Source organism: Lentzea kristufekii (assembly GCF_033949925.1).
In the GTDB taxonomy this organism is placed as follows: Bacteria; Actinomycetota; Actinomycetes; order Mycobacteriales; family Pseudonocardiaceae; genus Lentzea; species Lentzea kristufekii.
In genome coordinates this window covers 53230-76618 of sequence record NZ_JAXAVV010000013.1, presented here as the reverse complement: position 1 = coordinate 76618, position 23389 = coordinate 53230, and the positions used below count along the sequence as shown (strand labels likewise).

The 23389-nt window shown below is 69.2% G+C and carries 21 protein-coding genes; 14 read left to right on the top strand and 7 right to left on the bottom strand.

Features of this window, described 5'->3' with window-relative positions; translation table 11 throughout:
• Window positions 1–160: 160 nt before the first annotated feature.
• A complete protein-coding gene (locus tag SK571_RS25945) occupies window positions 161–802 on the bottom strand; it encodes an HNH endonuclease family protein (RefSeq protein ID WP_319986690.1) in 642 nt (213 codons plus the stop codon).
• Window positions 803–865: 63 nt separating this feature from the next.
• Entirely contained in the window at window positions 866–1813 is a 948-nt protein-coding gene (locus SK571_RS25940) for a methionyl-tRNA formyltransferase (RefSeq protein WP_319986689.1), read from the bottom strand.
• Window positions 1814–1906: 93 nt separating this feature from the next.
• Between SK571_RS25940 and SK571_RS25935 the strand changes: the two genes are divergently transcribed.
• Both SK571_RS25935 and SK571_RS25930 read left to right on the top strand, forming a co-directional pair.
• Window positions 1907–3157, top strand: a complete 1251-nt coding sequence (locus tag SK571_RS25935) for a lysine N(6)-hydroxylase/L-ornithine N(5)-oxygenase family protein (RefSeq protein ID WP_319986688.1) — start codon at window positions 1907–1909, stop codon at window positions 3155–3157.
• Window positions 3154–4689, top strand: coding sequence for an amidohydrolase (locus tag SK571_RS25930; RefSeq protein WP_319986687.1), 1536 nt, complete (start codon window positions 3154–3156; stop codon window positions 4687–4689). Before SK571_RS25935 ends, SK571_RS25930 begins: the two co-directional genes overlap by 4 nt.
• On the opposite strand, the gene SK571_RS25925 is transcribed toward SK571_RS25930, so the two are convergent.
• Both SK571_RS25925 and SK571_RS25920 read right to left on the bottom strand, forming a co-directional pair.
• Window positions 4667–4978, bottom strand: coding sequence for an ArsR/SmtB family transcription factor (locus SK571_RS25925; RefSeq protein ID WP_319986686.1), 312 nt, complete (start codon window positions 4976–4978; stop codon window positions 4667–4669). The two genes, SK571_RS25930 and SK571_RS25925, sit on opposite strands and share 23 nt — an antisense overlap.
• A gap of 39 nt (window positions 4979–5017) precedes the next feature.
• The gene (locus tag SK571_RS25920) at window positions 5018–5827 is read right to left on the bottom strand and encodes a hypothetical protein (RefSeq protein ID WP_319986685.1); all 810 of its coding nucleotides are present in this window, start codon (window positions 5825–5827) and stop codon (window positions 5018–5020) included.
• Between the two features lie 151 nt (window positions 5828–5978).
• Here SK571_RS25920 and SK571_RS25915 point away from each other — a divergent pair, with 151 nt between their 5' ends.
• Window positions 5979–7451, top strand: a complete 1473-nt coding sequence (locus SK571_RS25915; protein WP_319986684.1) for a CYTH and CHAD domain-containing protein — start codon at window positions 5979–5981, stop codon at window positions 7449–7451.
• 107 nt (window positions 7452–7558) lie between these two features.
• The gene (locus SK571_RS25910; protein ID WP_319986683.1) at window positions 7559–9127 is read left to right on the top strand and encodes a beta-N-acetylhexosaminidase; all 1569 of its coding nucleotides are present in this window, start codon (window positions 7559–7561) and stop codon (window positions 9125–9127) included.
• Window position 9128: 1 nt separating this feature from the next.
• Here the strand turns inward: SK571_RS25910 and SK571_RS25905 are convergent, their stop codons facing one another.
• Window positions 9129–10466 carry an aldehyde dehydrogenase family protein gene (locus SK571_RS25905; protein WP_319986682.1) on the bottom strand — a complete coding sequence of 446 codons (1338 nt, stop codon included), beginning with the start codon at window positions 10464–10466 and terminating at the stop codon, window positions 9129–9131.
• A gap of 197 nt (window positions 10467–10663) precedes the next feature.
• On the opposite strand from SK571_RS25905, the gene SK571_RS25900 reads away from it, so the two are divergent.
• Genes SK571_RS25900 through SK571_RS25865 form a run of 8 tightly spaced genes read left to right on the top strand, consistent with a single transcriptional unit; the run spans window position 10664 to window position 16717 of the window.
• Entirely contained in the window at window positions 10664–12019 is a 1356-nt protein-coding gene (locus tag SK571_RS25900; RefSeq protein WP_319986681.1) for a GAF domain-containing protein, read from the top strand.
• A 58-nt stretch (window positions 12020–12077) separates the two neighbouring features.
• The gene (locus tag SK571_RS25895; protein WP_319986680.1) at window positions 12078–13352 is read left to right on the top strand and encodes an FAD-dependent oxidoreductase; all 1275 of its coding nucleotides are present in this window, start codon (window positions 12078–12080) and stop codon (window positions 13350–13352) included.
• Window positions 13330–13872, top strand: coding sequence for a DUF402 domain-containing protein (locus SK571_RS25890; RefSeq protein ID WP_319986679.1), 543 nt, complete (start codon window positions 13330–13332; stop codon window positions 13870–13872). Before SK571_RS25895 ends, SK571_RS25890 begins: the two co-directional genes overlap by 23 nt.
• Window positions 13869–14456: a nucleoside/nucleotide kinase family protein gene (locus SK571_RS25885; protein WP_319986842.1), complete on the top strand. Its 588-nt coding sequence runs from the start codon at window positions 13869–13871 to the stop codon at window positions 14454–14456. Before SK571_RS25890 ends, SK571_RS25885 begins: the two co-directional genes overlap by 4 nt.
• A gap of 46 nt (window positions 14457–14502) precedes the next feature.
• A complete protein-coding gene (locus SK571_RS25880) occupies window positions 14503–15048 on the top strand; it encodes an RNA polymerase sigma factor (RefSeq protein ID WP_319986678.1) in 546 nt (181 codons plus the stop codon).
• Window positions 15045–15764, top strand: coding sequence for a hypothetical protein (locus SK571_RS25875; RefSeq protein WP_319986677.1), 720 nt, complete (start codon window positions 15045–15047; stop codon window positions 15762–15764). The genes SK571_RS25880 and SK571_RS25875 overlap by 4 nt, the downstream gene beginning before the upstream one ends.
• A gap of 10 nt (window positions 15765–15774) precedes the next feature.
• The gene (locus SK571_RS25870) at window positions 15775–16059 is read left to right on the top strand and encodes a DUF6412 domain-containing protein (RefSeq protein WP_229905080.1); all 285 of its coding nucleotides are present in this window, start codon (window positions 15775–15777) and stop codon (window positions 16057–16059) included.
• A 40-nt stretch (window positions 16060–16099) separates the two neighbouring features.
• Entirely contained in the window at window positions 16100–16717 is a 618-nt protein-coding gene (locus SK571_RS25865; protein ID WP_319986676.1) for a YidC/Oxa1 family membrane protein insertase, read from the top strand.
• Here SK571_RS25865 and SK571_RS25860 read toward each other — a convergent pair.
• Window positions 16699–18225 (bottom strand): PucR family transcriptional regulator, encoded by a 1527-nt coding sequence (locus SK571_RS25860; protein ID WP_319986675.1) that lies wholly within the window; start codon window positions 18223–18225, stop codon window positions 16699–16701. The two genes, SK571_RS25865 and SK571_RS25860, sit on opposite strands and share 19 nt — an antisense overlap.
• 107 nt (window positions 18226–18332) lie before the next feature.
• On the opposite strand from SK571_RS25860, the gene pruA reads away from it, so the two are divergent.
• Window positions 18333–19958 (top strand): L-glutamate gamma-semialdehyde dehydrogenase, encoded by a 1626-nt coding sequence (gene pruA, locus SK571_RS25855; protein WP_319986674.1) that lies wholly within the window; start codon window positions 18333–18335, stop codon window positions 19956–19958.
• Between the two features lie 88 nt (window positions 19959–20046).
• The gene (locus SK571_RS25850; RefSeq protein WP_319986673.1) at window positions 20047–20970 is read left to right on the top strand and encodes a proline dehydrogenase family protein; all 924 of its coding nucleotides are present in this window, start codon (window positions 20047–20049) and stop codon (window positions 20968–20970) included.
• Here SK571_RS25850 and SK571_RS25845 read toward each other — a convergent pair.
• Window positions 20957–23371 (bottom strand): tetratricopeptide repeat protein, encoded by a 2415-nt coding sequence (locus tag SK571_RS25845; RefSeq protein WP_319986672.1) that lies wholly within the window; start codon window positions 23369–23371, stop codon window positions 20957–20959. The two genes, SK571_RS25850 and SK571_RS25845, sit on opposite strands and share 14 nt — an antisense overlap.
• Between the last annotated feature and the right edge of the window lie 18 nt (window positions 23372–23389).

The window sequence follows — 23389 nt, the reverse complement described above, 5'->3', positions numbered from 1 at the left end:
CGCCCCGGATCAGTGGACGGTCACCTGGTGCGACGCCGAGTTCTCCGAGTGGGACAGCTACGACGGGCCGGCGTCCGCGTTCCTCCACGACCTGCTCACCGGGAAGATCACGAGCAGGCTCATCGAGTTCATGCCCGCGCGAACCAGGATTCTGGCCTGCCTAACAGGTCTTGAGCAGCCCGGCCAGCGCGTCGTGCTCGGCCTGGTCCACGGTCAGCTTGTAGGTGATCTTCACCGAGATCCAGTGCTGCGCGTACGTGCACCCGTACGCCGTGACCGGCGGCTTCCACTTCGCCGGGTCCTGGTCACCCTTGGAGCGGTTGGACTTCGCGGTCACCGCGATCAGCTGGATGCCGCCGAGGTCGTTGGCGAACGCCTTGCGCTCGTCGTCGGTCCACTTGTCGGCGCCCGACCGCCACGCTTCGGCCAGCGGCACGGTGTGGTCGATGTCGACCTCGCCCGCTTCCTTGATCACCACGCCGTCGTAGACGCTGTTCCAGGTGCCCGAGGTCGCCTTGCAGTCCTTGTCCGTCTTCACGTCGGCACCCTGGCGCTGCAGCACGATCTCCCTGGTGTCACAGGAGTTCCCCTGCGAGGCCCAGTGCGGGAAGCGGTCGCGGCTGTAGCCGGCCATCTTGCTCTCCGGCGCGATCTTCAGCGCGGCGAGGTCCGACGAACCGGTCGGAACGGGCGCTGGCGTCGTGGGCGGATTCTGCTGGGACGACTGGAGATTCGTGAGGTACCAGCCGACCGCCACGAGCAGCACGAAGACCACCAGTGACGTCACCGCCGCGCGATTCATGCGCCCATGATCGACCATGCTGATCACGGACCGGTCACCCGGCCCGCGATCAGCGTGTCGGGGCTACGGACGCGAGGTCAGGTAGCCGCCCATGTGCTTGAAGTACTCGTGCGCCTTGAGCTCGGTGCCATCGGCGGTACGAACCTTCTTGACCAGCAACGCCTTGCTCCTGCCGCGCCGGGCCTCGGCGCCGGCGACGATCGCCACGCCGTCGCCCTCGCGGTAGAAGATCCGGCCGGGAGTGCCGCCGTAGACCTCGGCGGAGACGTCCGCCTCGATGATCTCCAGGCGCTGGCCGCGGTGGAAGCAGAACGCGCTCGGGTACGGCGCGCACTGCGCGCGCACCAGGCGGTCCAGCTCCTCGGCGGTCCAGGTGAAGTCGATGCGCAGGTCCTCCTCGGCGCGCTTGTGGAAGAACGAGGCCTGCGAACGGTCCTGCTTCTGGAAGTCCGTGCGGCCGGACGCGATCTCGGCGAGGCCGTCGACCGTGATCGGGCCGAAGAGCTCCAGCGTCTTCTCGAACAGCACGGCCGTCGTGTCGCGCGGACCGACCGGGACCGAGCGCTGCAGCACGATGTCGCCGGCGTCGAGCGTGTCGTCCATCATGTGCGCCGTCACGCCGACCTCCTTCTCGTCGTTGAGAAGCGCCCAGATCAACGGCGAGAAGCCCGCGTACTTCGGCAGCAGCGAGTCGTGCACGTTCAACGTGCCGTGCTTGGGCAGCGCGAAGACCTGTGGCGGGATCCACGTCCGCCAGTTGCAGGCGACGATCACGTCCGGCTCGGCGGCCTTGAGCGCGTCGAGCAGCTCCTGGTCCTCCGGGCGCTCGCGGACTAGGACCTCGACGCCGTTCTCGCGGGCCAGGTCCTCGACCGAATCGCTCCAGACCTTCTCGTACGCGCCCTCTCCCTTGGGGTGGGTCACCACCAGGACGACCTCGTGCTCGGACGCCAAAAGTGCCTGCAGGGTGCGATGACCCCAGGTCTGGAACCCGAACATGACGACCCTCATGGGGGTGTCCTCCTTCACTCCGGTGCGATACGGTCAGGCTAACCTAACTGACGGCTTGCGGAGATAGCTTAGGCTGCCCTAAGTTCGGTGCTCATGCATCCGATCTACGACATCGTCGGTATCGGGTTCGGTCCTTCGAACCTGGCGCTCGCCATCGCTCTGACCGAGCACAACGAGCAGGCCGAAACCCCTGTTACCGCGGTGTTCCTGGAACGCCAGGAGGCGTTCGGCTGGCATCGGGGCATGCTCCTGGACGACGCCACCATGCAGGTGTCGTTCCTCAAGGACCTCGTCACCATGCGGAACCCGACCAGTCGTTTCTCGTTCCTGTGCTACCTGCGGGACCGCGGCCGGCTGATCGACTTCGTCAACCACAAGAACCTGTTCCCGCTGCGCGTCGAGTTCCACGACTACTTCGAGTGGGCCGCGGCCCAGGTCGACGACGTGGTCTCCTACGGCACCGAAGCCGTTGGTGTGGAAGCGATCCAGGACGACCTGTTCGAGGTGACAACGGCCACTGGTGACGTGTACCACGCCCGCAACCTCGTCTTCGCGACCGGACTGCGCCCGACGGTGCCCGAGGGCATCGCGCTGTCGGACCGCGTGTGGCACAACAGCGAGTTCCTGCACCGCGTCGGCACGCTGAAGGACCCGAAGCGCTGCGTCGTCGTCGGTGCCGGGCAGAGCGCCGCGGAGGCCGTGGCGTACCTGCACCGCGAGTTCCCCCGCGCCGAGGTGTGCTCGGTGTTCTCCCGCTACGGCTACTCCCCCGCGGACGACAGCTCGTTCGCGAACCGGATCTTCGACCCCGAGGCCGTCGACCACTACTACGACGCCCCGGACGCCGTGAAGCAGCGGCTGATGGACTACCACCGCAACACCAACTACTCCGTGGTCGACGTCGACCTGATCGCGCAGCTCTACCGCACCGCGTACCAGGAGAAGGTGCTGGGCACCGAGCGCCTGAAGATGATGAAGATGACCCGGCTCGTCGCGGTCGAGGAGTCGGCGGACGGCGCGCGTGCGGTGATCCAGTCGCTCATCACCGGTGAGCAGGAGTTCGTCGACACCGATCTCGTGCTGCTCGCGACCGGCTACGACGAGGCCGCTCCGGTCCTCGGTTCGCTGGAAAAGACCTGCGCACGCGACGAGGCCGGCCGTCTGGTCGTCGGCCGCGACTACCGCCTTCAGACGTCGCTCAGGGGCGGCCTCTACCTGCAGGGCGGCACTGAGCACTCGCACGGCATCACGTCGTCGCTGCTGTCCAACGTCGCGGTGCGGTCGGGTGAGATCCTGACGTCCGTGCTGACCAACACTCCCGTGCCGGTCCTCGCGACCGCGTGAAACTCGATCTCAAGCTGACGGGCTGCCGGGCCATCACGATGGACCCGGCACGCCCCGCCGCGCACACGATCGGCATCTGGCAGGGCCGCATCGCGGGCCTGGACGAGCAGGTCGCGGACCTGCCCGCGAACGAGACCGTCGACCTGGGTGGAGCCGTGGTGCTGCCCGGTTTCATCGACGCCCACACGCACCTCGCGTGGAACGGCCGCCGCGCGATCGACATCACCGGCCTGACGACGGTCTCGCAGATCCTCGACCGCCTCACCGATGCTCCCGGCACGGGCTGGATCGAGGCGTCCGGCTACGACCGCCGGATCATGGACCGCCCGCTGACCGCGCTGGACCTCGACCGGATCAGCGGCGGCAGGCCGGTGTACGTCGCCGACCTGTCCGGCCACGCCTGCGTCGTGAACTCCGTGGTGCTGAAGCGACTTCCGGAGATCACGAGCGACGGCTGGCTGACCGAGAACGAGCAGCTGGCCGCTCGCACGTTGCGGCTGCCGTACTCGCTCGACGAGATCACGGCCGAACTGCACGAGAGCGCCCGTCAGGTGCTGTCCGAGGGCATCACGATGTGCGCGGAGGCGGGCATCGGCGCGGGCCTGATCGCCAGCAGCCCCCTCGAAGCCGCCGCGTACCAACGCGCCCGGCTGCCGATCCGCGTGCAGCTCATGGTGTCCGCGCACGTCCTGCACGACGTCGCCGCCGACCCGTCCGACGGCGTTCCGCGCGCGATCGACCTCGGGCTGCACACCGGTTTCGGCGACGACATGCTGTCGTTGGGAGCCCTGAAGCTGTGGACCGACGGCGGCATGATGGCGCGCACGGCCGCGTTGTCCGAGCCGTACCTCGGGACCGGTGACTCGGGTCAGCTCGCCGAGTCCGAGGAGTCCATGCGGGCCGCGATCATCGACGGCCACCACGCCGGCTGGCAGCTCGCGATCCACGCGATCGGCGACAGGGCCATCGACTTCACCCTGGACGCGGTCCAAGAGGCGCAACGACAACGCCCGCGGCCCGACGCGCGGCACCGCGTCGAGCACTGCGGGCTCGTCCGCCCGGACCAGCTCGGCCGGATCGCCGCGCTCGGCATGGTTCCCGTCGTCCAGCCGACGTTCCTCCACTCCTACGGCGACGACTACAGCGAGATCATGGGCCCGCGCCGAGCACCGTGGATGTACCGCGGACGTTCGTTCCTCGACCACGGCATCACCGTCGCGGGCAGCTCGGACCGGCCGGTCGCCGACGGAGCCCCGTTGCGCGCCATCGAGTTCATGGTGCGCCGGAGGTCGTCCAGCGGCCGGGCGGTCGGACCGGACGAGGCGATCACCGTGGAGGAGGCGATCCGCGCGTACACGCTCGGCAGCGCCTACGCGTGCCGCAAGGAGCACGTGCTGGGCAGCCTCACCCCGGGCAAGCTCGCGGACCTGGTCGTGCTCGGCGAGGACCCGCGCACGAGCGACGCCATCGCGGAGATCCCCGTGCTCGCCACCGCGGTGGGCGGCACCCTCATGACTCAGCGATCTTCTTGATGGCGGCCAGCCGCTGGTCCCACTGGGAGGCGAGCGAGGCCATCCAGGAGGCGGTGGCGTCGAGCGCGTCCGACCGGACGGAGAAGTTGTTCTCCCGGCCGGCGCGCTCCGAGGCCACCAGCTCCGCCTTCTCCAGCACACCCAGGTGTTTCACGATCGCCTGCCGGCTCACCGGCAGTTCGGCGGCGAGCGCCGACGCCGACGCGGCCCCCTTCGCCGCGACCAGGTCGAGGATCCGCCGGCGCATCGGGTCGGCGAGCGCGGCCAAGACGTCATCGACCTGACTCACTCGCGCACCCCTTCTGCAACCCGACGGTTGCAGAAAAGGCTACTGCAGGTGGAAGGTCGCGGCCAACGTCGTCAGGCGGTCGGTGATGTCGGCGTGGACGTTCGCGCGGCGGACCCAGTTCTCACTGCCGGACGACGCGGACGGCGGCGTGCCCAGCGGCGTGACCGCGTCCGTGACGCCGTACTCGAGCCGGTACGCGAGCACCGCGATCGCCGACTCGAGCCAGAACGACGGGTCCGGCGTCGGGATCTCGCCCAGCCCGACCCGGAACCACACCGGCATCCGCGCGTACTGCCCGAGCGCCTCCGAGATGCGCCGCGCGGCTGCGTCCTTGATCTCGCCGCGAGCCTTGTCCCCCGCGAGCACGGCCTCGGTGCGCCACTGTTCGCCCATCGCGTCCTCGTCGGCCTCCAGCCGCTCGGCGGCCCGCTGCGCGCTGGCCTCGTTCGCGTTGATCAGCCACTCCATCTGGCGCACCTCGTGCGACAGCGCGTCCCGCTCGAACCGGGGCACCCGCCCACCGTCCAGTTTGGACCTGGCCTCGTCGCGGCGGGCCTTGAGCCCGTCGAACTCGAGCACCTCCTGCTTCAGGGCGACCCGAGCCGCGTCAGCGAGGATCTCCTGCTCGGCGTCCCACGCCGTGCGCAGTGCCTCGACCAGCGGCTCGACCTCGCCGGTCACCGCGTCGAGGTCGGCCAGCGGCCCGTCCCCGGCACCGGACAACCGCCGTTCCAGCACCGTCAGCCGGGCCGTGACGCGCTCGAGCTCCGCCGTGAGCTGACCGACGTGACTGATCAACGTGGCGACCTGCGGCTCGACCACGTCGAGCCGTTCCTTCTCCGTGGGCACGCGACCAGCGAACCGGACACAGTGGACCGGGAAAAGCGGGTACCCGACGAATGCACGCATTAGAGGCGTGGTTCCGCCCGGCCGTGGCGCCCACCCTCACGCACCGTCACCGCAGTGGGTGAACCCGGACAAAACGAGGTATTAATAGAAAATGGCGACCTCCGTTACTGAGACCGAACGCAAGTACGAGGCACCATCGGACGCGAGTCTGCCGGACCTCACCGAGATCACCGGCGTGGCGACCGGCCCGGAAGAGTTCGATCTCGAAGCCACCTACTTCGACACCGACGACTACCGCCTGGCCCGCGCCGGCGTGACGCTGCGCAGGCGGGTGGGCGGCAACGACGAGGGCTGGCACCTCAAACTCCCGGCAGGTGAGGACTCCCGCCAGGAGCTCCGCGTCCCACTGGGCCGCGCCGTGAAGAAGCCCCCGAAGGACCTCTCCTCCCTGGTCCGCGCCCACACCAGGGGCGGCGACCTGAGCCCGGTGGCCGAGATCCGCACCAACCGCCGCCGCTGGCAGCTCACCAACGGCAACGGCGACATGCTCGCCGAGGTCGTCGACGACGTGGTCACCGCCCAGACCATGGGCTCCTCCACCACGACCACCTCGTGGCGCGAGATCGAGGTGGAGCTCGGCGAAAGCGGCGACCGCGCCCTTCTCGACACGGTCGAACGCCACCTGGGCGACGCGGGCATCGTCCCGTCGTCCTCCAAGTCCAAGCTGTCCCAGGTGATCGGCGTGAAACGGGACTCCGGCCCGACCCTCGGCAAGAAGCCGACGGCAGGTGACGTGGTCCTCGCGTACCTCTACGAACAGCGAGCCGCACTCCAGAACCAGGACCCCCGAGTCCGCCGCAACGAGGACGACGCCGTCCACCAGATGCGAGTGGCCACCCGCCGCATGCGCTCGGCCCTCCAGGCCTTCGGCAAGATCGTCGACCGCGAGCAGACCCGCGCCCTGACCGACGAACTGAAGTGGCTGGCCTCCGTCCTGGGCACCTCGCGCGACCTGGAAGTGCTCCGCATGCGCTTCGAGGAGGGTCTGCACGCCCTCCCGCCAGAACTGGTCCTGGGCGACGTGGCAGCCCGCACGACCCGTCACTTCGCCCCGCTGGAAGCCAAAGCGCACAAGGACTCCGTGGCCGCGCTGAACAGCGAGCGCTACTTCACCCTCCTCGACACCATCGACACGCTGCTGACCGCGCCCCCGCTCACGTCCGTTGCCTCGGGCAAGGCGAAGGACGTCCTCCCGCGCCTGGTGGAAAAGGCCCGCCACCGCCTGGACGTCCGTGTGGAGGAGGCACTGGCCACCACCGACAGCGACGAACCCCTGCACGAGGCCCGCAAAGCGGCGAAACGCCTGCGCTACTCGGCCGAGGTGGCCGAGCCCGCACTCGGCAAGCACGCCAAGGCCCTGCGCAAGCGGGCGAAGGACGTCCAGACCCTGCTGGGCGACCACCAGGACTCGGTGGTCGCACGCCCGGTCCTGCTGGAACTGGGCAGGGGCGACGAGAACGGCTTCACGTTCGGCGTGCTCTACGGCAAAGAGGTGGAGCTGGCGCACAGGACGGAAGCAGCTCTCCCGGCCCTGTGGCACAAGCTGAGCAAGGAGCACCTCTAGACACACGGGCAGAGCGGCGAAATTGGTCTGAACCTTGACACCGAATCCCCGCCCCTGAAACCGTGACCGAACGCCGCCAGGTCCCCCCATGCCCTGTGGAGGATGGCGTGAAAGCGAAACGACTGCAGGCCGCACTGGCGGCGCTGGTGATCGCCGGATCAGGAGTGCTGGTGACCGACACGGCAGAAGCGGCAGCCCCGGCCCTGTTGCAGGAGCTCGTTCCCCAGCCGGTCCAGGTGCGGCCGCGCCCGGACATCACCTTCACCCTCACCGCAGCCGCCAAGATCCAGCTGACGACCCAGGACGCCCGCAAACCGGCCGAACTGCTGGCGAAGGTACTCCGTCCCTCGACGGGCTACGCCCTGCCGGTCACAGACGGCATCTCCGGCGACGGCGTGGTCCTGACCGGCGGCGCGGACCCCAAGACCGGCCCCGAGGGCTACCAGCTGGACGTGACCCCGAAACAGGTGGTCATCCGGGCGAACTCACCGGCCGGCCACTTCAACGGCATCGCGACCCTGCGCCAGCTCCTCCCGCCCAAAACCGAGGCGAAGACCAAGCAGCCAGGCCCGTGGACCGTGCCGGGCGCCAGCATCCTGGACCACCCCAGGTACCACCACCGGGGCGCGATGCTCGACGTCTCCCGCCACTTCTTCACCCCGGACCAGGTGAAGCGCTACATCGACCAGATCGCCGCCTTCAAGATCAACTACTTCCACCTGCACCTGTCGGACGACCAGGGCTGGCGGCTGGAGATCACCAGCTGGCCCGAGCTGACCAGGATCGGTGGCAGCACGGAGGTCGGTGGCCGGACGGGCAAGCTCTTCTACACCCAGGACCAGTACAAGGATCTCGTCACGTACGCGGCGAACAGGGGCATCACGGTCATCCCCGAGTTCGACATGCCGGGCCACACCAACGCCGCCCAGGCGAGCTACGCCGAGCTGAACTGCGACGGCAAGAAGCGCCCGCTCTACACCGGCACCGAGGTCGGCTTCAGCTCCCTCTGCATCAACAAGGACATCACCTACAGGTTCGTCGAGGACGTGGTCCGGGAGGTCTCCGCGATCACGCCCGGCCCGTACTTCCACATCGGCGGCGACGAGGCGCTCAGCACCCCTGACGCCGACTACGTGACGTTCATGAACCGAGTGCTGCCCATCGTGAAGAAGTACGGCAAGACCACCACCGGCTGGCACGAGTTCATCAAGACCACCGAGGACACGGCCGTCGTCCCGCAGTTCTGGGGCACCACGACGACCGACGCCAACGTGGCCGCGGCGGCCCAGCGCGGCAACAAGGTGCTGATGTCACCGGCGAACCGCATCTACCTCGACATGAAGTACGACAAGAACACCAAGCTCGGCCTGGACTGGGCGGGCCTCGTCGAGGTCAGGGACGCCTACAGCTGGAACCCCGGCGCGTACCTGCAGGGCGTGACCGAGGCGAGCGTCCGCGGCGTCGAGGCTCCACTGTGGACGGAGACCATCAAGACCTCCTCCGACATCGAGTACATGGCGTTCCCGAGGCTTCCGGTCGCGGCCGAGCTCGGCTGGTCTCCGGCCGCGGTCCACAACTGGGACCGCTTCGCACCGCGCCTGGGCGCGCAGGGGCCGCGCTGGAAGGTCCAGGGCGTCAACTTCTACGCGAGTCCTCAGGTGCCGTGGAAGAAGTGACTCAGAAGTGGCCCTGCCCGCGGTCGGAGTAGCTGACCAGCAGGTGCTTCACGCGGCGGTACTCGGCGAGCACGGCGGTGTTCGCCGGGTACGCGTGGTAGTTGTTGACCCACACCCGTTCGGCGCGCAGGTCCTGGCCGACGTTGTGCGCGAGTGCGACGTCGCGGCACCAGATGCCGGCGCCGAGCTGGGCGACGGCCTCGTTGGCGATCTTCAGGGCGTCGTCGCGGTCGTCGAACCTGGTCACCGACACGACGGGACCGAGCACGTCGTCGGTGAACACGCCCGAACGGTGGTCGCCCTCGAAGATCGTGGGCTGCACGAAGTGCCCGGAGGCCTCACCGCCGGTCACCAGGCGAGCGCCCTCGGACTTGCCGCGCTCCACGTACGCAAGAACTCGATCGCGTTGCGCAAGACTCACGACAGCGCCGACCATCGTGTCCGTGTCGAGCGGGTCGCCCGCACGCAACGCCTCCGTGCGGACCGTCGCGAGGTGCAGGAACTCCTCGTAGACGGCGGTCTGGATCAACGCGCGCGACGGGGCCGTGGAGATCTCGCCCTGGTTGGCCGCGAACATCGCGAAGCCCTCCAGCGCCTTGTCCAGGAAGCTGTCGCGCCGCGCCATGACGTCGGAGAAGAAGATGTTCGGGCAGCGGCCGGCGACGACGGGGTGGTCGTCGGAGCCGGTGACGACGTTGACGACGCCGGGCGGCAGCAGGTCGGCGATCACGCCCAGCAGGACGTGGATCGACGCCGGGGTCTGCAGGGCGGGCTCCAGCACCACCGCGTTGCCGGCGGCCAGCGCGGGTGCGAGCACCCGGCAGGCGTTCATCAGCGGGAACGTCCACGAGATGCGCTCGTGCACGACGCCGATCGGCTGGAACGAGCGGTAGTCGAAGGTGCTGCGGCCGAGCTGCTCGACCTCGCCCACCTCGGCGCGGACGACGGCGGCGTACTGGCGGAACAGCTCGATCAGCATCGGCACGTCGGCGACCAGGGCCTCACGGACCGGCTTGCCGTTGTCCCACGTCTCGGCGACGGCGAGTTCGGTCGCGTGCTCCTCGATGCGGTCCGCGATCTCGCACAGCACGGTGGCGCGTTCTCGGGGCGTGGTGTTCCCCCACGCGCGTGCGGCGCCACTGGCCGCGTGCATCGCACGGGCGCGGTCGGCGTCGGTGCCGCGGGCGACCTCGGTGAAGACGTCTCCGGTCACCGGAGTGACGTTCTCGACGTACTCGCCGGTCACGGGTGACACGTAGTCGCCGCCGATGAAGTGGTCGTACCTCGCTCGGTACGCGACCACGCTGCCGGGCTGCCCCGGCGCCGCGTACTGCGTCATTCTCGACTCCCTGCCAGAGATGGCCCACTCGATGCCCGGGGTGGGGAAAATGAGAAAGTAGGCAGCAGAACGTTGCATGGTCGTTGCAAGCCGTGGATGGATCAATGACCCACGAACCCGGGCAACACGCACTGTTGCTGAGTCGAGTCAGAGAAGCCGTGTTGAGTGGTACTCACACGGTTGATTTGCCACGCTCGGTGATTTCGGCGTCGTGGCAGCGGTCACTAGCCGCCAACGTCGATCCCGACCTGCACACCGCGCCGACCGTGTTCGCCGCCGACGAGCTCTCCGACCTGCGCGAACGTCATCCGCTGCACCCGACGCTGCCGCTGCTGCGCGAGACGTTGCTGGGCTTCGCGGAAGAGGCGAAGCACATCATGATCGTCGCGGACGCCCAGGGCCACATCCTGTGGTGCGAGGGTTCCAAGGACACCCGCGGCAGCGCCGAGGACGTCGGCCTGGCGGAGGGAACGCTCTGGTCGGAGGGTGCGGCGGGGACGAACGGGATGGGCACCGCGCTGGCGGTGAACTCCCCCGTCACAGTCCACTCGGCCGAGCACCTCGTGCGGACCTACCACCACTGGACCTGCGCGGCGAGCCCGATCCGCGACCCCGATACGGGAACCACGATCGGGGTCGTCGACCTCAGCGGCCCGATCGAGACCGTTCATCCCTCGATGGTGGCGCTGGTCTCGGCGTCGGCCCGCCTCGCCGAGTCGGAGATGCTCGCCCGGATGCACGCGCAGGACGAGGAACTGCGGGCGCGCAACATGCGCCACCTGATCGCGTTGCGCGGCGAGCCCGGCGCGTTGCTCAGCCCGACCGGCCGGGTCGTGGCCGTCGAGCCGTACGGACTGCTGCCCTCGCGCGTCGACGTCTCCACGGACCGGGTCGAGCTCCCGGACGGCCGCGAGGCGGTGCTGGAGCCGCTCGCCCACGGTTATCTGCTGCGTGTTCCCCGGCAACGGCACGTGCGGCGCAGCGTGCTGTCGCTGTCGTTCCTGCTGCCGGAGCCCAAGGTGGTGCTGGACGGCCGCGAGGTGCCGATCTCGTTGCGGCACGCGGAGATCCTGGCGGCGCTGACGTTGCAGGGCAGGCTGACGGCCGGCCAGCTCGCGTTGCGCCTCTACGGCGAGCGCGGCAACCCGACGACCGTGCGCGCCGAGCTGCACCGGCTGCGGGCCCAGCTGGGTCCGGACGTCCTCGCGACCAGGCCGTACCGGCTCACCGCCGACGTCGAGACCGACTTCCTGGCGGTGCGGGCCGCTCTCAAGGCAGGTGACGTGCCGCTGGCCGCGAGCAGGTACCGCGGCTCCCTGCTGCGCCGCTCCGAGGCACCCGTCGTGCTGGCCGAGCGGGACGACCTGGCGACCGGGGTGCGCAAGGCGGTTCTCCAGCGCGGCGACGCGAACGCGCTGTGGACGTTCACCCAGACCGACTCCGGCGAACACGACGTCGAGGCGCTGGAACAGCTGGTCAAGCTGCTGCCGCCGGACGACGTCAGGCTCGCCATCGCCACCGCGCGGCTCCGGAGACTCAGTCAGGACGATTGACAAGACTCTCGCAAACTGAATATCTTCGTTGCTAAGAGACTTAGCGACGGGGGTTGTCATGCGCGTACTCATCATCGGAGCGGGGACCGGTGGCCTGTGCCTGGCGCACGGGATGAAGAAGGCCGGCGTGGACGTGGCGCTGTTCGAACGCGACCGCACGCCGCGCAGCATGTTGATCGGCTACCGCGTCGGGATCAGCCCGGACGGCAGCAAGGCGCTGCACAGCTGCCTGCCGCCGGACGTCTTCGCCGAGTTCGTCCGCACCACCGCCCGGCCGCCGCAACGAATAGTCATGCGGACCGAGAAGTACAAGGAGCTGCTGGTCGGCGACATCGACACGGACCGCGACGACAGCCGCAGCGAGAAGTCGGTCAGCCGGATCGCGATGCGCACGGCGTTGCTCGGCGGCCTGGACGACGTCGTCCGGTTCGACAAGACGTTCACGCACTTCACCCAGAACGACGACGGCACCGTCACCGCGTTCTTCCGCGACGGCACGTCCGAGACCGGTGACGTGCTGGTGGGCGCGGACGGCGCGCAGTCGAAGGTGCGCAGGCAGTACCTGCCGGAGGCAAAGGTGGTCGACACCGGCATCACGTCGATCGCGGGCAAGCTGCCGCTGACCGACGAGAACGCGAAGCTGCTGCCACCGCTGGCCGACGGCGGCATCACGTTGCTGTTCGGACCGCACGGTGAGTTCGTGATCATCCACGTGATGCGCTTCGACGGCACGGGTGTCGAGGACGACTACATCATGTGGGGCTACGCGGCCTCGCACGACAAGTTCCCGGACATGGAGGGCATGAGCCAGGCAGAGCTCAAGCAGGTCGTGCTGAACCTGACCCCGAGGTTCCACCCGCACCTGCGCAAGCTCTTCGCGCTGGCCGTTCCGGAGACCGTGTTCCAGATCAGGGTCCGCACGTCCGAACGGCTGCGGCCGTGGCAGCCGAGCAACGTCACGATGATCGGCGACTCGGTGCACCTCATGACACCCGGCCGCGGCATCGGCGCGAACACGGCGCTGCGGGACGCGGAACTGTTGTGCCGCAAGCTCGTCGAGGCCCACGCGGGCAAGGACGCCGTGCAGGCGATCGGCGAGTACGAGCAGGAGATGATCGAGTACGGGTTCGAGGCCGTGGAGGCGTCGCGCGAGATGATGGACGGCTCCAGCCTGGCCCACAAGCCCGTGATCGGACCGGTCGTGGCGGCGTTCTCGCGGACGTTCCTGCGCGTGACCAACGCCGTGCCGGTGCTCAAGCGGAAGATGCTGGCCCAGGACGCGGCGGAGCGTGATCACGTAAGTTCTGACCATGAGGTTGTTCACGCCCGGTGAGGTCGTGGTGCGGCGTGAGGTGCTGCACGGCAAGGTCTGGTCGGAGATGCCGACCAGGGTGGTCGTCGACGAGCCGGGACTGCTCGCGGTGTTCGTCGAGCCGGGCACCCGGCTCACCTACCCCGACCACCACCACCCGCACCCGTGGGACAAGCCCGAACGCGGCTTCTGGCGCGGTCACGGCAAGCTCATGCTGCACCGCCCGCAGGACGCCTACTCCGTCGACCTGTTCTGGAAGGGCGACGACCGGGTGTTCGGCAACTACTACCTGAACCTGCAGGCGCCCTACCGCCGCGTCGAGGACGGGTTCGAGACCCTCGACCACGCGCTGGACTACACCCTGACGCCGGACGGCACGTGGGCGCAGCGCGACCTCGACGAGTTCGAGGAGCAGGTCGCGTCGGGCAAGTACTCCGCCGCCGAGGCCGAGGCGATCAGGGCCGAAGGGCTCAAGATCGAGAAGATGCTGGCGTCCGGCGAGATCTGGTGGGACACGGCCTGGGCGGACTGGCACCCGTGAAGGTCCGGCCGCTCACGTTCGACACGCTCGTCGCCGAGATCGTCACCCGCGTTCAAGCGTTGCCCGGCCGGGTGCGCGTCCTGATCGACGGCGCCCCCGCGGCCGAGCCGGGCACGCTCGCGGACGCCGTCGTGGAACCGTTGCGCGCCTTGGGCCGCCCGGTGCAACGCGTGTCCGTCGAAGACTTCCTGCGACCGGCGTCGGTGCGGCTGGAACACGGTCGCACCGACTCGTACTCCTACCGGCACGACTGGTTCGACTTCGGCGGGCTGCAGCGCGAGGTCCTCGACCCGGCGATGGACGGCAAGGTGCTGCCGTCGTTGTGGAACGCCGCCACGGACCGCGCCAGCCGCGCCGAGTACGTCGACGTGCCGGAGAACGGGGTCGTGCTCGTGGACGGCACGTTGCTGCTCGACCGGTGGCTGCCGGCCGAGCTCACCGTGCACCTGTGGCTCTCCCCCGGCGCGCTGAAGCGCAAGACCGCCGAGGAGTGGACGCTGCCCGCGTTCGACGACTACGACCCGGTGGCCGACCTCTTCGTGCGCTACGACCACCCGGAACGGCCAGGTCTGGTCGAGTCGTGAACCGCTCTGCCCGCCGCGGACATAGGCGGGGCAGAGAGGAGGGTCCGTGACCGACGAAGAACTCTGGGGGCAGGTCCGGGCCGGTGTGAGCGAGGCGTTCGGGCTGCTGTTCGAACGCCACGCCCAAGCCGTGTTCGCCTACTGCCTGCGCCGCACCGGTACGTGGGCGGTCGCCGAGGACCTGGTGTCCGTGGTGTTCATGGAGACCTGGCGCAAACGCACGTCCGTGACGGTCGAGGAGTCGCTGCTGCCGTGGCTTTACACCGTTGCGCTCGGTGTCACCCGCAACCACCAGCGCGCCCGCACGCGGTACAAGGCCGCACTGGGCAAGGTTCCGCCGCAGCACGCCGACGACGACCACGCCGATGACGTGGCACGGCGGGTGGACGCGGAGGCCAGGACTCGGGCGGTGATCGCGGAGCTGGAGAAGCTGCCCGCCGTGGATCGGGAGGTGCTGGAGATGTCCGCGTGGTCGGACCTGAGCCAGGCGCAGATCGCCCAGGTGCTCGGCATCCCGGTCGGCACGGTGAAGTCCCGACTCGCTCGCGCGCAACGCACCGTGCGTGGCGCTCTGGTTGAGGAGGCCCTGTGATCAAGCCCGACATCCCGCAGCTGGACCCGATGCGGCTCCAGGTCCGCAAGCACGCACTGCTCAACGAGATCGGCTCGAAGCCGTCCCGGCGGTGGTGGCGCTTCACGGTGCCCGCGACGGCTCTCGTGGCCGCCGTCGCCGTGACGCTGGTGCTGTGGACCCCGACGACCCAGGACGCCTCCGCGTCGTGGACCGCTGAACCGCGGGCGCCAGGCGACCTGGCACCCGTGCTCGCGGACTGCGTGAAGATGCTCGACGAGCACGACGCACGAGGCGAGGGAGAGAGGCCGAACTGGCTGGCCCCCCGCGAGGTTTCGGTCGTCGACCAGCGCGGAGAGATGACGATGGTGCTGTTCACCGGTCCGCAGTCCGAGATCTTGTGCCTGCGGACGCCGAAGGGCGTCTCCACGGCCGGGACCGGGAACGCCGCGGGCCGCGAGCCGCTCGGCGACAGGCTGTTCGCCGACTTCGACCCGCAAATGGGCATTCAGGACGTGAAGACCCGCAACAGCATGAACATCCTGACGGGACGGGTGAGCCCGAAGGTCGGCAAGGTGGTCATCGGCACCGAGGACGGGTTGGAGGTGACCGCGACCATCGGCAACGGCTGGGTCGCGGCGTGGTGGCCGAGCTCGGGCAAGCAGAAGTACGTGAAGCTCTACGACGGAGCAGGCGGCGTTCTGCAGACTTCCCCGATTCCCGTCCGCGTTCGGTAGTCTGCAAGGCATGTGGCGGCCGGAGACCAAGCAGCGAGCGATGCTCGTGCTCGCGGTCTTCCTGCCTGCCCTCTACGCCTTCACGTTGTTCTCGTCTCCGACCGAGGTCGTCGCGGCCGTGACCGCGCTCGCCCTCGCGTTGATCGTGGTCGTCGCGCTGGTGCCGCTGTCGGTGGCACCGGCGCGATCGCTCTCGATCCGCGAACGAGCCCAGCGCACGGCACAACTGCGGCTGCGAAATCCTGACGCCGCAGGCAAGTCCCGTCCTCGAGCACCGGGATGCCGGACGTTCTGACACGTCCCGCACTTCCCGACTCAAGACGGAGAAACCACCCTTGTTCGCAGACCTGGGCGCTGCCCTGGCGAGCTTCGGCATGCCCGCGCTCGCCATCGTCCTGTTCACGATCGTCGTGCGGCTCGCGCTGCACCCCTTCTACCGCGCGGCCGTGCGCGGGGAGAAGGCCAAGGCCAAGCTCGCGCCCGAGATCCAGAAGCTGCAGAAGAAGTACGGCAAGGACCTGATGCGGCTCTCCGAGGAGTCCCAGAAGGTCTACAAGCGCAACGGTGTGTCGATGTTCGCGGGCATGCTGCCGATGCTCGCGACGATCCCGTTCTTCATGGTCATCTACCAGGTGGTGACGACGCCGAACCCGTTGCTGGAGGGCACGTTGTTCGGCACCTCGCTCGGCACGCACTTCACGTCCGGCTTCGCGTGGGTGTTCTTCGTGCTGTTCGGGCTGCTGGCCGTGGTCGCCTATGTGACCGTGAAGTGGCAGCAGTCGCGGATGACGACCACGCCTGCGCCGGGGTTCATGACCGGGCTGGTCAAGGTGCTGCCGTTCGGGACGATCCTGGTGGCCGCGTACCTGCCGCTGGCCGCCGGGTTGTACCTGCTGACCACGACGACGTGGACGATCGCGGAACGGGCGCTGCTCTACCGCATCCTGAGCTGAAGCTGGGCGATGAGCCGGACGAGGGGGTCGTTCAGATCCAGGCCGTCACCACTCTCTCTGGCACGCTTGAGCCGGTACCTCAACGTGTTCGGGTGCACGTGCAGCCGGTCCGCTGCGGCACGCACGTCGCCCAACGCGTCGAGGTAGGCGAGCAACGACTTCGCGAGCTCCGGGTCCAGCGCGTCGATCCTCGGGTCCCGGATGCGCGGATTGTCCTGGAGCAGAGCCAGGATCTCGCTCACCAGGACCTGCGAGCGGACGTCGGCGAGCGTCGCCACCTCGGCGTCGAGGTCGCGGGCCATCGCGTCCAGCACGCGTTCGGCCTCCTGGCGGGAGACCTGTGCGTCGTCCAGTGTGGACACCGTCGAGCCGACCGCGGCCTGGACCGCCGTGTGCAGGTGACGGCGTGCGGTGGTGACGATCTCCCTGGTCAGGCTCAGGAGCTGGGCGTTCGGGGCGAGGTCCGGCAGCAGCACGTAGGTGCGGCCGCCGGACTCGCTGACCAGGGCGCTGCGCCGGTACGCCGCCGCGTGCACGGAGATCAGGCCGGTCATCTCGGCGCGGCGGAGCTCGTGTTCGCTGCGGTCGCCCTCGGCGCTGCGGACCGCGAACACCACGACGGCGGCGGGTTTCTTCGGGTCGGCGCCGATCTGGCCGGCGACGGTGGCGGCGTCCATGCGGCCGGTGAGCAGGGCGGCGAGGAGGTTCTCGCGGAACCTCGACGTGGGCTGGTTGCGCTGCTGGATGAGGTGCGGTGCCGTGACGCGGGCGGCGCCGAGCAGGGCTCGTTCGGCCTGCTCGGTCAGCGGCTGGTCGCCCTCCTGCACCCAGATCGTGCCCAGCGGCTGCTGACCCGCGTGGATGCCGACGGCGATGCGCCGGCGGATGCCCAGCTCAGGGCGTTCGTCGATGCGGACGACCTCTTCGCCCGAGCGCAGGAGGTTGTAGACGCCCCACTCGCGCAGCATCTTCAGGTACGGCTCGGGGCCCTGGCGGCCGAGGATCGACAGCCGGCGCAGCTCGTCGACCTCGTCGGACGAGCGCGAGTAGGCGAGCACGCGGCTCGCGGTGTCCTCGATGCTGACGATGCCGCCGGTCAGGGTGGCAATCGTTTGCGCGAGCGCGAACAGGTCGCCGAGGACCTCGCCGTCGTCGGTCGTGGTCGTGAGGACGCCCTTGGCGAGCGACTCCAGGTGGCCCCAGCGGACCTCGGGCCTGACTTCGAGCAAAGCCACGCCGGCGTCCACGGCGGCCTGTTCGAGTGCCTTGGACGACTCCTTGACGGCGATCGCGGCTGCTTTCGCTCGTCCGGCGGCCCTGATCAGCGGCAGAGCACCCCGGCCACGCGCGCCGATGACCAGTGCGAGGTCGCCTTGCGCCACGTCAGGCGGGTCGTCCGGGTCCATGATCACGACATCGCGCACGTCCACCTCCAGGCCGCTCGGGGCAACCTGGAGTTCGACGAGCGGATCGCCGAGCGCGATGAGAACGTGGCGGAGGCTCGACACTGTTCGATCGTACATCTGACCTGATGAATCTTGGCCTGTCGGACAAATGAGGCGAGGTCGCGCGGACTTACGGTGTGCGTACCGAACAAGCCCATAAGGAGTTGCGCGTGGACGCGGTCACCCAGGTTCCCGCCCCGGTCAACGAGCCGGTCCTGCAGTACGCCCCCGGCACCCCGGAGCGTGCTGAGCTGCAGGCCAAGCTGGTCGAGCTGCAGAAGGAGCCGCTCGATCTGACGCTGACCATCGGTGGCGAGCAGCGCATGGGTGGCGGTGAGCGTTTCGACGTCGTCCAGCCGCACAACCACCGCTCGGTCCTCGGCACGCTGGCCGGCGCGACCCAGCAGGACACGACCGACGCGCTGCGGGCAGCCCGCGAGGCCGCTCCGGCGTGGCGCGCGATGTCGTTCGACGACCGCGCGGCGATCATCCTGCGTGCCGCCGACCTGCTCGCCGGCCCGTGGCGCCAGACGCTGAACGCCGCGACGATGCTCGGCCAGTCGAAGACCGCGATCCAGGCGGAGATCGACTCGGCGTGTGAGCTGATCGACTTCTGGCGCTTCAACGTGCAGTTCGCCCGCAACCTGCTGGCCGAGCAGCCGATCTCCTCCCCCGGTGTGTGGAACCGCACGGACCACCGTCCGCTCGAGGGCTTCGTCTACGCGATCACGCCGTTCAACTTCACCGCCATCGCCGGCAACCTGCCGACCGCGCCCGCGCTGATGGGCAACGTGGTGCTGTGGAAGCCGTCGCCCACCCAGTCGTTCGCCGCGCACCTCACCATGCGGCTGCTGGAAGAGGCGGGCATGCCGCCCGGCGTCATCAACCTGCTGCCCGGTGACGGCCTCGCCGTGTCCGAGGTGGCGCTGAGCTCCCCCGACCTCGCGGGCATCCACTTCACCGGCTCCACCGCGACGTTCCAGAAGCTGTGGGCGCAGGTCGGCTCGAACATCGCGAACTACCGCTCGTACCCGCGCATCGTCGGCGAGACCGGTGGCAAGGACTTCATCCTGGCGCACCCGTCGGCCGACCCGGACGTGCTGCGCGTCGCCCTGATCCGCGGTGCTTTCGAGTACCAGGGCCAGAAGTGCTCCGCCGCGTCGCGCGCCTACGTGCCGCGCTCGGTGTGGAACAAGATCAAGGACCAGTTGCTGTCCGAGGTCGACGCCCTGACCTACGGCGACGTCACCGACTTCTCGAACTTCGGTGGCGCGGTGATCGACCGCCGTTCGTTCGACAAGCTGTCGGGCGTGCTGCAGGCCGCTCGCGCGGACTCGTCGCTGGAGATCGCCGCCGGTGGCACCGCGGACGACAGCGACGGCTTCTTCGTCCGGCCGACCGTGCTCGTCGGTTCCGATCCCACGAACTCCGTGTTCACCACCGAGTTCTTCGGCCCGGTGCTCGCGATCCACGTGTTCGAGGACGCGGACTACCTGACCGTGCTCAAGCAGATGGAGAGCGCGGCGCCCTACGGCCTGACCGGCTCGATCATCTCGCGTGACCGCGCCGCCGTGGCGCACGCGCAGGAAGAGCTGCGGTTCGCCGCCGGCAACTTCTACGTCAACGACAAGCCCACCGGTGCCGTCGTGGGCCAGCAGCCGTTCGGCGGCGGTCGCGCGTCCGGCACGAACGACAAGGCGGGGTCGGTCCACAACCTGCTCCGCTGGGTCAGCCCGCGCTCCATCAAGGAGACCTTCGCGGCGCCCACCTCCCACCTCCACCCGCACCAGGGCTAGATCCAGCCCTCCTGAAGTGAGGGGAACGTCCTTGAGCCACAAGCACTTGGACGTTCCTCTCACCTCTCACACCCTGAGGACGTGAACCATGTTGCGCTCCAGCCTCCTTCTGGCGTCCCGCAGCGCGGGTGCCCGCAAGCTCGTCGAGTCGACGCCGCTGACCCGGCCCGTCGTCGAGCGGTTCGTCGCCGGTGCCGACGTCTCCTCCGCGATCCGCGCGACCGCCGAGGTGCTCGCTGACGGTCGCCTGGTCACGCTCGACCACCTCGGCGAGGACACCTTCGAGGAGTCGCAGGCCAACGCCACCGTCGAGGCGTACCTGACGCTCCTGTCGAGGCTGGAGTCGCAGGGGCTCACCCGGGGTGCCGAGGTGTCGGTCAAGCTGTCGGCCGTCGGCCAGTCGCTGGCGATCGACGGCGAGAAGATCGCGCTGGAGAACGCGCGTCGCATCTGCACGGCGGCTGCCGTCGTCGGCACGACCGTGACGCTGGACATGGAGGACCACACCACCACGGACTCCACGCTGGGCATCCTGCGGGAGCTGCGGGTGGACTTCCCGTGGGTGGGCGCGGTGCTGCAGGCGTACTTGAAGCGCACCGAGCAGGACTGCCGTGACCTGGCGTACGCCGGTTCGCGCGTGCGCCTGTGCAAGGGCGCTTATCAGGAGCCTGCTTCCGTTGCGTACCAGGACAAGCACGACGTCGACCTGTCGTACGTGCGCTGCCTGAAGATCCTGATGGAGGGCGAGGGCTACCCGATGGTGGCCTCGCACGACCCGCGCCTGATCGCGATCGCCGCCGACCTGGCGTCTGGCCGCGCCAAGGACTCCCACGAGTTCCAGATGCTGTACGGCATCCGGCCCGAGGAGCAGCGCCGCATCGCCGCCGAGGGCAACCGCATGCGCGTGTACCTGCCGTACGGCGACGAGTGGTACGGCTACTTCATGCGCCGTCTCGCGGAGCGTCCGGCCAACGTGGCGTTCTTCGCCCGGTCGCTGCTCACCAAGAGCTGAGCTCCTCGGCCGTTTCCAGCGCGAACTGCAACTTCACCGGCTCACCTGCCCCGCGGAGGATCTCGACCGCGCGGCGGGTGAGCCGCAGTGCTTTCTCCGTCTCGTACCTCGTCTCGGCGCAGAGCCGGCCGTAGATCGTCACCGCGTCGGCGTAGTCGGCGCTCCGGTCGAGGTCGAGCCCGGCCATGTGCCACAGCACGATCGCGATGTGCGCGGTGTTGCGCGCCTCATCTTTGCGTTCCGCGGCACGAAGTCTGCAGACGTGCCGCTGGAGGGCCGAGAGGTAGACGGTGGGCGCCGTCCTCGCCCGCAGCGCGCGGCAGATCTCGACCGTGAACTCGGACATCCCGACCGCGCGGACGTGGTGGTCCGATTCGGACAGTGCGCGGGCCGTGTTCTGCAGTGGTGGCGCCAGTTTCGCGCCGAAGAACTCGACGAGCTGCGACGGCAGGCGGTGGCAGAGTTCGAGGCACTCGTCGGACGTGGTCATCGCCTGACCGTCCTGGCCGTGCAGGAGCTGCTGCTCGACCAGCGTCGCGAGGGCGATCACGAGGCCCGCCTGGTTCGAGACGAGGTCCTCGGCGACCAGTTCCCGGTACACCTCGACGGCCTCCTCGGCCGCGCCGAGGTCGCCCACGACCTTGGCGACGTTGAGCAGGGCGGCGCCCAGGCCCTTGTGGTCCCCCGTCTCGCGCCAGAGCATGGCGGCCTCTCGCGCGGTGAGCGCGGCGTCGATGTCGTCGGCCAGCTCCAGCAACGCCTGGCTGCGCCGCGTCAGCGCGTCGGCGAGTTCGGTGCCGAACGTCTCGGGGTGGGCGACGGCGAGGCGGCGGAACAGGTCCACGGCCTCCTTCAACGTCTCGCTCGCGACCTCGGCCCTGTCCAGGTCCAGGAACATGACGCCGGCCGCGACGAGGTTGCGGGCGAGCTCGGGTTCGAAGCGCGGGTCCTCCTGCGCGACCAGCCTCCAGTTCGCGATGGAGAGCTGCATCGAGTCGGCCGCGTGCTGCCTGTTGCCCTCGACGTGGAAGCGGCGGGCCATCGCGGCGGCGACCCTGGCGAAGTCGGCGCGGAAGAGCGCCGGGTGGTTCTTCGCGAGCTCCTGGAAGAGCAGGGTGGCGCGGCTGATGGCGGTCATCGCGTCCTCGTCGCGGCCGAGCGTCTGGTAGCGGTAGCTGATCTGCTCCAGCGCGGACGCGAGCTGCGGGATGGTCTCCGGGTCGTCCTCCGCGATCTCGCGCCAGAGGTCGATCGCCTCCTCTGAGACGGCGAGCACCTCGTCGTTGCGCTGGGCGTTGATCAGCCTGAGTCCCAGGTCTCCCAGCGCGTCCGCGAGCAGCGGCCGGTTCTCCCGGTCCTGCGCCACGAGCTCGCGGTAGCACTCGACCTCGGCCTGGGAGGCCTCGACGGACTCCTGGCGCAGGCCGCACAGCATCGTGCGGGCACTGAGCATCCCGTACATCTCGGCGCGTTCGAGGACGTCGTCGGCGCGGTCGAGCAGCCGGCGGGTGAGGATCGACGGGATCGCGTCGGTGGCGAACCGCTCGTCGCGGAAGACCTGGCGGGCGATGGCCTCCACGGTGGCGGTGGACCCGATCTCCGCGGCGATGCGGAGGCTGTCGCGGGCCATGTCGCGCACGATCTTCGGGTTGCCCGTGACGAGCTCGTCGAGCCGTGGCCTCAGCGCCGGCCAGCGGTGGGCGGCGCGTGCCAGCAGGTCCGGGTCCGCGGTGTCCGGGGTGGCGACCGCCAGGTAGTCCTCGGCGATGCGGCCGGTCTTGCGGCCGGTGTCGCGCTTGAGGAGCTGCCGGACGAGCTGGGTGCGGTTCACGTCGCACGGATCGCCGTGCACCGCGGTCAGCGCGGCCATGTGCAGGTCGAGGACGGTCTCCTGGGCGATGTTCGGCGGCGGCTCGTCCGGGGCCGTGACGTCGAGCTCCTTGGCGAAGTGCTGGCAGGCGAGCGTGAACGACTCCTCGCGGTCTTCGAGCGTCGCGGCGAGCTCGACCGCCATGACCTCGTGGTCGAAGTCCGCGATGCGCTGGCGGGTGGAGGACCACCACCAGCCCGTGGTCCTCGCCGCGAGCAGCACCCGCGTGCGCGCAGGTCCGTGCCGGAGCGTGTCCTGCAGCAGCAGGAAGACGTCCTGCCAGCGCAGCCGGTCGGCGTCGTCGACCACCAGCAGCCTGCCGTGCTCGGCGTCGTCCCAGCACTCCTCCTGGAACTGCTGGAGCAGCCTGGTCTTGCCCGCGCCCGCCGGGGCGTACAACAACAGGGACGCCTGTGGCGCGGGGCTGTCGCGCCAGAGCGTCAGTGTGTGCAGCTCGGATTCTCTGCCGTGAAAGGGGACCACCTGCTGGGTGGGATCCAGCAATGCGGCAACGCTGAGTGCTCGGTCCACCGTCACATAGTCGGTCGC